The sequence below is a fragment of the Dictyobacter halimunensis genome (assembly GCF_036245075.1).
This window is the reverse complement of the sequence record NZ_BSRI01000002.1, coordinates 2,150,520-2,162,856: the sequence shown is the minus strand read 5'-3', so window position 1 is coordinate 2,162,856 and position 12,337 is coordinate 2,150,520. Positions and strand designations below refer to the sequence as shown.

The following is a 12,337-nucleotide window of genomic DNA, read 5'->3' as shown; positions in this document are numbered from 1 at the left end:
GGTTATTCATGTCTTCGGTATTTACATTGGCCGCCTGGCAATTGCGCAGAACAAAGTGGCTGCTCTGTATTGTGGGACTGGGCGTACTGGCGGCGGTCGTCTTTGTCTGTGTAGCCCCGATCTACGCGCAGATCGCCGCGACCGCGGGCCTTCGCAGTGAGCTCAGAACCAGCCAGGATAATTTGAATATCACCGTGGCGGGACAGACAGCTCGTCCCTTTTTGGATCGCATCCAGGCGGCGACTAACGTCATTGGGGGCAATGCCGGTTCGTTACTGAGCCGCTACCAGGATCGGCGGCAGGCTCGCTTTTCGGTGTCTTCTGACCCGTTGCCGATGCTGGTTGGCTCGTCAGGTAAGGACCAGTTTAAGATCACTGGCGATAACCTGACCCTCAATGGGGCCGATCTGGCGGCGGGACGCCAGCATCTACAGCTGTTAAGTGGACGGCTACCGCAGGCGGTGATCAGAACTCCCAGTGACAAGGATCAGACCATTGAAGTCGTGCTCACGCCAGAAACCATGCGGAGCCTGCATACGCAATTGGGATCGGTACTGCATGTTGAGGTCGATATCACGCGCAGCTATGCGCTGCTGAAAGAGATCTCACTGCCGCTCAAGGTGGTGGGTGTGGTCCAATCGCCCGAAAATACGCCTTACTGGCGCGGCATATCATTTAACCCGTCTCGCCCGGATAAGAACAGTTCCGACAGGCGCATTAATTATTACGCTCTGGCCGCCAATCAAACCTTGATCTCTACCCTATCGCAGTTTATCCCACCGGCCGATAAGCCGGGAGCGAGCCAGAGCGTCGATAGCAGTATGCTTACAACCATTGCCAGCCCGTTGCATGTATCGTGGTTCTATGCCCTCAATCCTGATGCTATTCAAAGCAACCAGGTGGATTCACTGCTCACAACATTGAATGTCTTTCAGGGCACCGGCGGCACCAATAACACGCTCAGTCAGCAGTATGGCATCGACAGTGTCCAGACTACCGTGCCCACGAACAATTTAAGTCAGTACCGAGACCAGATCGCGATCGCTCAACTGCCCTCAACGGGTTTGATGCTGGTGATCTTTCTTCTACTGCTGTACTTTGTCTCGCTGATGACTGACCTGCTGGTCGAACGGCAGGCGGCTGCGCTGGCTATACTGCGCAGCCGTGGTGCCAGCCGCAGCCAGGTCTTTGGCTCGCTCTTACTGCAGGGATGTGGTCTGGCGCTGCTCGCCTTAATTCTGGGTCCGCTGCTCTCCTTGCCGATGAGCCGCCTGCTGGGACGTTTGCTGTTGCCGACGCAGGATTATGTTGTTATCGATCTGGTTCTGCGCGATCCCTGGCCCTTGCTCCTCTCGGTGAGTGGCTATGCGCTGGTGACGGTGCTGGTGGTTGTGGTCGTGCTGGTGTTTGCCATCAACCATATGACCTCGTTGGATGTGCTGGCGATTCGGCGAGAATCCAGTCGCGCGACCCGGCGTCCATTCTGGCTACGCATGAACCTGGATATCATGGCTATCATTTTAATGCTAGTTGGCTATCTTATCTCAACCTATCTGACCAATACCAACGCGCTGGACGCGAAATTGCGCCTGGTCCTGCTCTCGCCACTGGTGCTGGCACGTACCGTCTGTACTATCCTGGCGGCCATCCTGGTCTTTTTACGCTTCTTCCCCTCGCTATTGCGGCTGGGCTCCTGGCTGGCTACCAGGCGCAGTCGCGGCGCGTCGTCCATGGTGGCGCTGGCGCAGCTATCGCGCTCACCGCGTCAATCGGTGCGCATGACCATGCTGCTCTCACTGGCCACCGCCTTCTCGATGTTCGCCCTGATCTTTTACGCCTCGCAGGTGCAGCGTGCCAATGACGTCGCCCTGCACACGGTGGGCGCCGACTTCCAGGCGACGCTGGCCTCGAACGCGACCCTGGACACGCTCTCGCAAAAGCTAGCTCCCTTCCAGCATCTCTCAGGCGTTCGTGGGGTGACGATCGGGACCCATAGTTCGATGCAGTTGGGCGAGCAGCAGGGAGAGGTCAATCTGCTGGCCGTCGACGCCGACAGCTACGCGCAGGCGGCCGAGTGGCCCGCTGATAACAGCAGCCAGTCGCTGGCCGCGCTGATGCAGCAACTGAGCACCAAACGGGCGGACGCTGTCAGTAGAAAAGAGATTCCGGCCATCGTGGATCAATCGTTCGAGCAGAAGTATCCGCTGAAGATAGGGGATAAGTTCACCCTGACCGCTCCAGATAATAGCGATACGCCCTTCTATTTCAAGGTGATGGCTATGGTGCAGCAGATACCGACACAGACCACACCTATCGGTGTGCTGGTGGATGCGAAGAGCTATGGAGCGATCTATAACGCGCAACTCAATAAGAATGGCGGCCAGGCATTTCAGCTATCGACCATCTGGCTGCGCAGCAGCGATGACGCGGCTGATCTGCAGACTATTCGCGCCACGCTGCAGGCTCAGACCGCGAATATGAGCGATCGCAGGCAGATGGTCGATACACTGCACAAAGAGCCGCTATACCTGGAGGTGATGGGGATCCTTGCCCTGGGACCGGCGGTCGCCCTGTTGCTGATATTGATCGGCAACCTGGTGGCATCCTGGCTCAGTGCCCGCGACCGGCTGACGAACTTCGCGCTCCTGCGCGCCCTGGGGGCCTCGCCGCGCAACATCGCCAGTACTTTGACCTGGGAGCAGAGCATCATCTATGCCACCGCCATTATCCTGGGCGTGCTGTTTGGTGCCCTGCTCTCGTGGATGGTGGTACCGGCGCTGCTCTTTACCAGTGCGCCGGGGCAGCAGCTTACCAGCGATGAGTTCTTCTTCGCGCAGAACATCCCGCCGATCCAGATCATCGTCCCAACGTTGCTGGGGATCGGCCTGGCCCTGCTGGTAGCCATCTGCATCCTGGCGCTGGGGATGATGGTACGCATCGTCTCCAGCCCCTCGATGGCCATGACCCTGCGTCTTAACGAGGACTGACTCCATCGGGCAATATTATATGCTGCGTATGGGCCGGGAGCGACTGCAGAGCGGTACAGAAGAAGTGCGGCTGAACCCACAATTGATGGGGAAGTTCCGCCAGGGGGAGCCAGTCGAAGATCAGCGGCTGGTTCTCCATCTCCTCTGGCCGCTCAAACAGTTCCGCCTGCTGGTAGAGATACGAATCAGGCGGAAATGCCAGCTCGAAATAGAGGCCCATCTCATGATTATCTATGCCATCGGAAAAAAAGTTCTCGACTATGTAGAGCAGGCGTCCGACGTGGGCCTGTTCTCCCAACTCCTCCTGTACCTCGCGCCGCAGCGTCTCCCGCGAGCTCTCTCCCAGCTCGGCGCGCCCACCGGGCAGAAACCAGAACACACCCCGGGGATCAAGTGTGGCCTTCTGACAGAGTACACGCCCCTCGTGAATAGCGATTCCACCCACACGATAGGTAAACTTATGACTGGGGGTCTTAAACTTGATCATTGTACGTGGGTTGTCGGTAATGGTCATAAGTACGTCCCTTTCCATCTAATTAGATAGATAATTGCCTCTGGATGCACGGTACCTAACCATAAAAAATGTGCATCACTTTTTACGATTTAAAACGTTAAAAAGAAACATTTTTGGTCTCAAATGACAAATGTCTCAGGACATAGATTAATTTTTCATGAGTCTTTGTTATAGTTGTGCTTTATTTGTTGACTTCGCACATGAACTGGATGCTATGATAGAAACATTGTTACACCTTGATAGCGACACACGCCTGTGAGACGTGATTAATAAAACATAGAAAATAGAGATGTGCTAAATATAGGAGAAAGGATTGACTATGATGGAAAAGGATAGACAGCAAGGCTCTACCGTAGACACGAACCGGGCTGATAATGATAGGGATCTGGGCAGCGCGGGGGGCGGGAATATTCCCAGTAAAGCCTCCTCGTATCCTTCTAATCAACCATCAGGTGTACCCGATGAGGAAAGCAAGGGGCGTGGAGTGGATAACGATACCACTACATCTCCGGAAGAGCATTCCGAGCCGGGAACGCACGCATCTCCAGGCGCCACCAGCGCCAATGATCAGCCGCAGCAGGGTGCGCTGGGTGGGCGCTCACCGGGGCAGGCGAATCATAGCATTGGTGACATGGATCGCCCGCGTGAGCATAGCAGCATTGAAAATACCCCCGTCGATCCCATGACCTCGCGCGCGCCCGATAAAGTCAATCAAAAACAAGATCAGCCAGACCAACAGCCGGATCATAAAAATCAGCAGCAAGGTCAGAAGAACCAGAATTAAGACCAGAAGGATCAGAAGGAACACGCGTAAGCGTGCTCCTTTTTTGTTGGATGTTTCGTTTTGCGCGAGTAAGCCGAGGCAAGCTCAGCACCTATGGGGCGAGCTCGGCGCCTATGGAGGGGGCGAACATTTCTCATTGATATGGCCTGCATGTTACAATGCAAACATTAGCTTTATTGAGAGAGAAAAGGAGAATGCTCCGTGACGACAACGCAATCACTGCCACATTGGAATATGGATGTGGTTTATCCGGGCCTGGATTCGCCTGAGTTCGCGCAGGATTTTGCCGCAGTTATTGCAGAGATCAATTCCATGGCTCAGTTGTTCGATGCTTCTGGGATTGAGAAGCGCGATGATCTGAACGTTGACGACCAGCTTACGCATACCTTTGAGCAGGTTATCAATCGCTATAACGCGGTGCTGGCGCATATCACGACTGTGTATGTCTATATCAGCTGTTTTGTGAGCACCAATTCGCGCGATGAGGTGGCACAGGCGCGGGCCAGCGAGCTTGAGAACGCGCTGGTTACGCTGTCGCAGTTAGATACGCGCCTGACGGCCTGGCTTGGTTCGCTGGATGTTGAACGCCTGATCGCCCATTCAACGGTTGCCAGCGAGCATGCTTATATCTTGCGTCGCGCCAAAGAGCAGTCAGTGCATATGATGGCTCCGGCCGAAGAGGCGCTGGCCGCTGAATTAAACACCAGCGCTGGCCGCGCCTGGGAAAAACTGCATAGCAATGTCACCTCGCAGCTCAGCGTCACCCTTGAGCTGGATGGGCAGCGGCAGCAGGTGCCGATGAGCGTAGTGCGCAACCAGGCCTCCAGCGCGCAGCGCGAGACGCGCCGCCGCGCCTATGAAGCGGAGCTGGCGGCTTGGAAGGAGACGGCGGTTCCCCTGGCCGCCGCTCTGAACAGCATCAAAGGCGAGGTTAATACCCTGGCCCGACGTCGTCACTGGGATAGCGCGCTGGATGCTTCCTTGTTCACCAACAGCATCGATCGCGAGACGTTAGATGCCATGCTGCGTGCGGCCCGCGCCTCCTTCCCTGACTTCCGCCGCTACATGCACGCCAAGGCCCACGCTTTGGGGATTCCCCAGTTGGCCTGGTACGATATCTTCGCTCCACTGGGCACCACCGATCGCGTCTGGTCCTTTAATGAGACGGAGCAGTTTATCGTTGAGCAGTTTGGCACCTTTTCGGAGTGCCTATCCAGCTTCGCCGCCCGCGCGTTCCGCGAGGGCTGGATCGATGCCGAGCCACGACCCGGCAAGCGCGATGGAGCCTATTGTACCCCACTGCGCGCCGATGAGTCGCGCGTCTTCACCAACTACAAGCCCAACTTCGATGGCGTGACCACCCTGGCGCATGAGCTGGGCCATGCCTACCACAACTTCAATCTGGGCAATCGCACCGAGCTGCAGCGCACGCTGCCCATGACCCTGGCGGAGACGGCCAGCATCTTCTGCGAAACCATCATCAACCAGGCCGCGCTCAAAAACGCCAGTCGCCAGGAGCGCATCGCCATCCTGGAGGCCTCCATCCAGGGCGCTGGCCAGGTGGTGGTAGATATCACCAGCCGCTTCCAGTTTGAGCAAAACGTCTTTGAGCGCCGTAAGCAGCGCGAGCTCTCGGTTGAAGAACTGAATGAGATCATGCTGCAGGCCCAGCGCGATACCTACGGCGAGGGGTTGGATCAGCAGACGCTGCATCCCTACATGTGGGCTGTCAAAGGTCACTACTATAGTAGCGAGCTCTCGTACTACAACTATCCTTACATGTTTGGTCTGCTCTTCGGACTGGGGCTCTACGCGCGCTATCAGCAGGATCCCGAGACCTTCAAAAAGGGGTATGATGAACTGCTCTCGTCTACCGGACTGGCCGATGCCGCCACGCTGGCCGGGCATTTCGGCATTGACCTGCATTCCGAGGCGTTCTGGACAGCCAGCCTGGATATTGTACGTCGCGATATCGACACCTTCTGCGAGCTCACCCAGGCGGAAAGTTAATTGCGGCCCGGCGATGTCGTATGCGATACTTACATGTAACAAATGTTCTGATCAGGCATAGATTACAATAAAGGACGCATGTCGGCGCGTGAGGACGCTCTGCAAGACAGACGAAAGGCACCGTTGACGGCGGTGCCTTTCGTCTGTCATTTTGTCTTTTCCTCCACCTGCTGTACTGGTTGATAGAGGAGTAACCATGGATGCACGCAAACCAGCCGCATTGAGCGCGCTTGTTATAGATGAAGATTGGGAGCAGGCGCTGGAGCAAGCCCTGGCGCAGATTACGGATATTACCGCCGACGCCATTTTTCTGTTCGCGAATATTGAGTTCGCCCCGTACTTCCCTACTATGTTACGCATTGTCCGGCGCGCGACCGGGGCCCCTATTCTGATCGGCTGTTCGGGGCAAGGGATTGTCGGCTCCGATCAGGAACTGGAAGATCTCCCGGCGATTTCCCTGCTGGCGCTCTCCTTACCCGGCGCGCACATGCGCCTTGTACGCCTGACACAGGAGATGCTTGAGGCCAGCCGGGGTCCACAGGATCTTCGCCAGCAGCTTGGTGTGTCCCTCGACGAGGTCAATGCCTGGTTTATGTTCGCCGATCCGTTTCACATGGATGGCGACATGCTGGTGGAGAAATTCTCCCAGGCCTATCCCGGCCTGCCCACGATCGGTGGACTGGCATCCGGCGATATCGAGGAGCGCGAGAGCTATATCTTCTACAATGATGAGGTGCATGAAGACGGCGCCATCGCCCTGGCGATCGGCGGTGATTACACGGTTCTGCCCCTGATCTCTCAGGGTTGCGATCCCATCGGCGAGGCCTGGACGATCACCAGCGTGCTGGATGGTGGCCTGATCGATGGCATCTCCAACCGTTCAGCCTATCGTATGCTGGTGGACACCCTGCAGACTCTGAGTCCTGACATGCAGCGGCGCGCCCAGCGCAATCTGCTGGTCGGGCTGGCTGCCGACGAATATCAGGACAACTATGGACGAGGAAGCTTCCTGGTACGCCAGTTATTCGGGGTTGATCGTAGTACCGGCGCGCTGGCCATTGGAACGCAGTCGCGCGTAGGCCAGACTATTCAATTCCAGCTACGCGACGCTACCTCAGCCGATCTCGACCTGCACGAACTGCTGGCGCAGGCCAGGATAAAGCTCGGCGACAACCAGCCTATTGCCGGAATTCTCTGCACCTGCAATGGTCGTGGTGTCGGCATGTTTGGCGTACCGGACCACGACGCCAGTGTCATCGCCCGTGAATTCGGCCAGATGCCCCTCAGCGGACTCTTTTGCAACGGCGAAATTGGACCCATTGGCAAACGCACCTTCCTCCACGGCCTCACCGCCAGCCTCGGCCTCATCATCCAAAATAAAGAAAATTAGTGGTTGTGTTTCCGATGCGCAACGCGCATCGGAAACACAACCACTATAGAAAAATGTTTTCGCCCCCAAAAAGATGTGGTGCGTGTGCATGTGTGGTGGTCGCGCACTGCGCGACCACCACACATGCACACGCACCATAAAATAAAGGGTGCGGGCGCTTGCGCCCGCACCCAGGGCTCTCCCGCTAGGAGGTGACTACGATGGTGGCCGCACGCAGCGGCAAAGGAAACATCTGAACGATGGTCTGCCCCTGAGGCCACACCTCCAACTTTTGACCTGGCTTCAAATCTTTCAGGCTGACGCTCTGACAGGTATTCCCGTGTGCTATATAGATATGCGTTGTCGCATTGGTATGTACAACCATGTTGACGCGGCCCATGACCGGGTCCACCGTCTTTTGCTGTGGATCATACAGGCTGACCGTATTATGGACGCCATCGATGTTATCGATGGTCCCTGTGTACTGCGTGTGTTGCACACATGGCGAGTCCGCCTGTGTTGTCTGAACGCAGAGATGGATAATGCTCACACCTAATAGGAGAGCCGCAATCAGAGCCACACTTCCCCATAACTTCGTCATTGATGACCTTCCTGTTTGTTCAAGTTCTGTCTATAGCGAGCGAGTGGTCTCTCCAGACGCTTCTGGCAGAAAGGCTGTATTGGTATTTTGTTGATATCTTGTTGATATCTTAGATGTAACGCTATAGCGTTGCCAAAAGTTCCTTCTCATCCTGCCAGCGTCATCATTCATGTGGATGAGAGAGAACCTGTGATCTTTTTATGTTACACTTGCAGTTAAGAGAAAGATTTCTGTGTATCAGGTGCTATGCTGCCCGATGCCCGCAAGAAGATAAAAAGGTTATTAACTATGGATGGACACGGTTCAGTAACAGAGATTTTAACCGCTGAGGATGTGCGGCAGATCCTGGCGCGCACATTCGCGGAGATGGCCCTGGATGGCAAGCGGGTGCTGGTATTGATCCCGGATGGGACGCGTACCGCCCCTATTCCTCTGATGTTTCGCGCGCTTTATGAGCAGTTAGGACCGCGCGTGTCGCGACTGGATTATCTGATCGCGCTCGGTACGCACCAGCCCATGCCTGAAGACGCGATCGCCCAACTGGTGGGGGTCTCCGCTGAAGAGCGAGCCAGCAGTTTTCCCAAAACAAAGATATATAACCACCAATGGTCGGATCCAGAGACACTGAAGACGATCGGTGTGATTACGCCGGATGAGGCGCGGCAGCTTACCGATGGAACCCTCAACGATGAGGTGCCGGTAACGCTCAACCGCATGATCTTCGATTACGATCAGCTGCTCATCTGTGGTCCTGTTTTTCCGCACGAGGTGGCCGGCTTTTCGGGCGGCGCCAAATACCTGTTTCCCGGCATCGCCGGAGCCGACATCATCAACTTCTCCCACTGGTTGGGCGCGCGCAAGACCAGCATGGCCACTATTGGTGTGAAGGATACCCATGTACGACGCGTCATACACCGGGCGGCCGAGTTCGTCAACGTACCCCTGCTATGCCTGGCGCTGGTGGTCAAGGGACCCGAGCTCCATGGTCTCTATTGCGGAACGTATCGCGAGGCTTTTGAGCAGGCGGCCGACCTGTCCGGAAAGCTGAATATCGTCTACACCGAGCGGCCATTTAAGCGCGTGCTCTCGATGGCATCCGAGCACTACGACGATCTCTGGACGGCGGCCAAGGCTATGTATAAGACCGAGCCGGCCATCGCCGACGGTGGCGAGGTCATTATCTATGCCCCTCATATCACAGAGGTTTCCTATACCCATGGGAAGTTGATCGACCAGATTGGTTATCATGTACGCGACTACTTCTTGAAGCAATGGGATCGCTTCAAAGATATCCCGGGCGGTATCCTGGCCCACAGCACCCATGTTAAAGGCTCGGGCACCTATGACGCGGAGAGCGGTATTGAGCGGCCGCGCATTCAAGTGACGCTCGCTACCGGTATTCCTGAAGAGCGCTGCCGACGCATCAATCTAGGCTATCTTGATTATCGCACGCTGAATCCCCGTGATTGGGAAGGGAGAGAGGACGAGGGCGTCTTACTGGTACCAAACGCGGGAGAAGTACTGTATCGACTCACCAAATAGACACGCTGCACGTATTCTTGAGTAGGACCGCGAAAAGACTCTACCATTTTCAATGGCGATTAAAAAATAAATATACGTAGGAGCTTCTATGCGATGCGGTTACAAAAGGAACGCCTGACAGCAAGAGGCCTGTTTGCCACATTTTCGGAATACATGATAAAATATTTCAGGTACAGGCGCCAACAGAGCGGGGAATATCTTATGGACCAACAAATAGTGAACAGCTCGGCCACTTCTCCTTTGGAGAGGCCTGATCTTTATATCAACCGAGAACTAAGCTGGATTGAATTCAATCGACGCGTCTTTGCGGAAGCCAAGGACGCCCGTCATCCACTTCTGGAGCGAGTCAAATTTATCTCCATCTTTGAAACCAATCTCGATGAGTTCATTATGATCCGTCTGGCCGGTTTGAAGGACCAGATTGATTCACGTATCGCGCCGCGCAGTCCCGATGGAAAAACCGCCGAGCAGCAGCTGGCCGCTGTACGCCAGCGCCTGGCCCCGCTAGTCCAGGAAGTACGCCGTTACTGGCGCCAGGTCCTGTTGCCTTTATTGGGGCAGGAGCATATTCATATTCTTGATTACGAGCAGCTGGACGCCAGGCAGCGTGATGCCATGCGTCGCTACTTTGAGAACGAGATCTTCCCCGTTCTGACGCCCCTGGCCGTAGATAAAGGGCATCCATTTCCACACATCTCCAACCGCAGCTTGAATCTGGCGGTCGTCATTGCCTCCACCAACGAGGATCAGGAGGACCTGTTCGCGCGCATCAAGGTGCCTCCGGCTCTGCCGCGCCTCCTGCCAGTACCGGTCTCATCTGAGGAGCCCAGGGCGGTCGCGTTTGTGTGGCTGGAGCAGGTGATTGCCGCCAACCTGCAGATGCTTTTCCCCGGTTTTGAGATCTGGGAAGCTTATCCTTTCCGCGTCCTGCGCGATGCCGATATTGAGCTACAGGAAGACGAGGCGGCCGACCTGCTGGAATATATCGAACAAGAGGTACGAGAGCGTCGCTTCGGGGTTGTCGTCGACCTGGCGGTTAATCCCTCGATGCCCATGCGCATTCGCAGTCTGTTGCTAGAGAACCTGGAGATCAGCGAGGACGACCTGACGATCATCGATGGTCCATTGGGCATGGGCGATGTCCTGGAGCTCCATAGCATCACACGTCCAGATCTGAAGGACGTACCCTTTACGCCGCGCGTTCCGCCCATTATTCGCAACAGTGAAAATATCTTCGAAGCCATCCTGAAGCACGACATCCTGCTCCACCATCCCTATGACAGCTTTAATCCGGTGGTCGATTTTATTCGTGCCGCGGCTGAAGATCCCCAGGTACTGGCGATCAAGCAGACCCTCTATCGCGTGGGAGCGAATGCCCCCATCGTCAATGCCCTGCTGCACGCCGTTGAGAATGGCAAGCAGGTCGCGGTACTGGTAGAGCTGAAGGCGCGCTTCGACGAAGAGAACAACATCGGTTGGGCACGCGAATTGGAGCGAGCGGGCGTACACGTTGTGTATGGTCTGGTGGGACTCAAGACCCACGCCAAGGTTGCCATGGTTGTGCGCAAAGAGGACGATGGTCTGCGGCGCTACATCCACCTGGGCACCGGCAACTACAACGCCGCAACCGCCAAAATTTACGAAGATCTATGTATGTTTACCAGCCGCTCCGACATCGGCATGGATGTAACCTCGCTGTTTAACTCGCTGACCGGCTATTCGCGGCAGGGGGAGTATCGCAAATTGCTGGTGGCGCCGGTCAGCCTGCGCCGGGGAATCATCGAGCGCATCGAGCGCGAGATCGAGTTCCACAAAACAAACGGCAACGGACGGCTGATCTTTAAAATGAACGCCCTGGTGGATCCGGAAGTGATCGATCACCTCTACAGGGCATCGCAGGCCGGCGTGGAGATCGAACTGATTATTCGCGGCGTCTGTAGCCTGCGGCCTGGCGTACCCGGTGTCAGCGAAACCATTCGTGTACGCAGCCTCATCGGACGCTTCCTGGAGCACAGCCGCATCTACTACTTCGGCAACGACGGCAAGCCCGAAATATTCCTGGGCAGCGCAGACATGATGCAGCGCAACCTGAACAACCGCGTAGAAGTGCTCTTCCCCATGCAATCGCAGAGCATGAAGCGAGCCCTGATGGAGCGCATGGTTATTCCCATCCTCGCCGATAACGCCAACGCCCATGAACTGCTGTCCGACGGCAACTACCAGGCCATCCGCCCCAAGGATGGCGAGCCGCTTTTCGACAGCCAGAAATGGTTCTTAGATCATCCCTTATTCGAATTGAATGAAGAAGGTGAGCAGACCAGTCCTACCATCAGTGCTATTCCTTCCAGTTCTTAACCAGGTGCCTGTGTTTCGCGCCTTCGGCGCTCAAAAGTTATATATATGGGCTGACGCAAAAAACGCGCGTTGAACGCGCGTTTTTTGCGTCAGCCCATATATATAACAAGGGAGCCACTTTAAAGAAGCTATCTGAACATGATACAATAGTCCCATTGTAAGATTTGCGATGGGA

The 12,337-nt window shown here is 55.8% G+C and carries 8 protein-coding genes; 6 read left to right on the top strand and 2 right to left on the bottom strand.

The window, feature by feature from the left end; all coding sequences use genetic code 11:
- Nucleotides 1–8 precede the first annotated feature (8 nt).
- Nucleotides 9–2,987: an ABC transporter permease gene (locus AABA21_RS23055; RefSeq protein ID WP_338253955.1), complete on the top strand. Its 2,979-nt coding sequence runs from the start codon at nt 9–11 to the stop codon at nt 2,985–2,987.
- Here AABA21_RS23055 and AABA21_RS23050 read toward each other — a convergent pair.
- A complete protein-coding gene (locus AABA21_RS23050) occupies nt 2,974–3,501 on the bottom strand; it encodes an NUDIX hydrolase (protein ID WP_338253954.1) in 528 nt (175 codons plus the stop codon). The genes AABA21_RS23055 and AABA21_RS23050 overlap by 14 nt on opposite strands.
- Before the next feature lie 319 nt (nt 3,502–3,820).
- Between AABA21_RS23050 and AABA21_RS23045 the strand changes: the two genes are divergently transcribed.
- The 3 genes from AABA21_RS23045 (at nt 3,821) to AABA21_RS23035 (ending at nt 7,685) form a co-directional block, all read left to right on the top strand.
- Entirely contained in the window at nt 3,821–4,285 is a 465-nt protein-coding gene (locus tag AABA21_RS23045) for a hypothetical protein (protein WP_338253953.1), read from the top strand.
- Between the two features lie 201 nt (nt 4,286–4,486).
- Entirely contained in the window at nt 4,487–6,295 is a 1,809-nt protein-coding gene (locus AABA21_RS23040) for a M3 family oligoendopeptidase (protein WP_338253952.1), read from the top strand.
- A gap of 196 nt (nt 6,296–6,491) precedes the next feature.
- The gene (locus tag AABA21_RS23035; protein WP_338253950.1) at nt 6,492–7,685 is read left to right on the top strand and encodes an FIST signal transduction protein; all 1,194 of its coding nucleotides are present in this window, start codon (nt 6,492–6,494) and stop codon (nt 7,683–7,685) included.
- Between the two features lie 184 nt (nt 7,686–7,869).
- Here the strand turns inward: AABA21_RS23035 and AABA21_RS23030 are convergent, their stop codons facing one another.
- Nucleotides 7,870–8,265 carry a hypothetical protein gene (locus tag AABA21_RS23030; protein ID WP_338253949.1) on the bottom strand — a complete coding sequence of 132 codons (396 nt, stop codon included), beginning with the start codon at nt 8,263–8,265 and terminating at the stop codon, nt 7,870–7,872.
- Nucleotides 8,266–8,553: 288 nt separating this feature from the next.
- Between AABA21_RS23030 and AABA21_RS23025 the strand changes: the two genes are divergently transcribed.
- Both AABA21_RS23025 and ppk1 read left to right on the top strand, forming a co-directional pair.
- Nucleotides 8,554–9,807, top strand: coding sequence for a lactate racemase domain-containing protein (locus AABA21_RS23025; protein ID WP_338253948.1), 1,254 nt, complete (start codon nt 8,554–8,556; stop codon nt 9,805–9,807).
- A 201-nt stretch (nt 9,808–10,008) separates the two neighbouring features.
- Entirely contained in the window at nt 10,009–12,162 is a 2,154-nt protein-coding gene (ppk1, locus tag AABA21_RS23020) for a polyphosphate kinase 1 (RefSeq protein ID WP_338253946.1), read from the top strand.
- Nucleotides 12,163–12,337 lie beyond the last annotated feature (175 nt).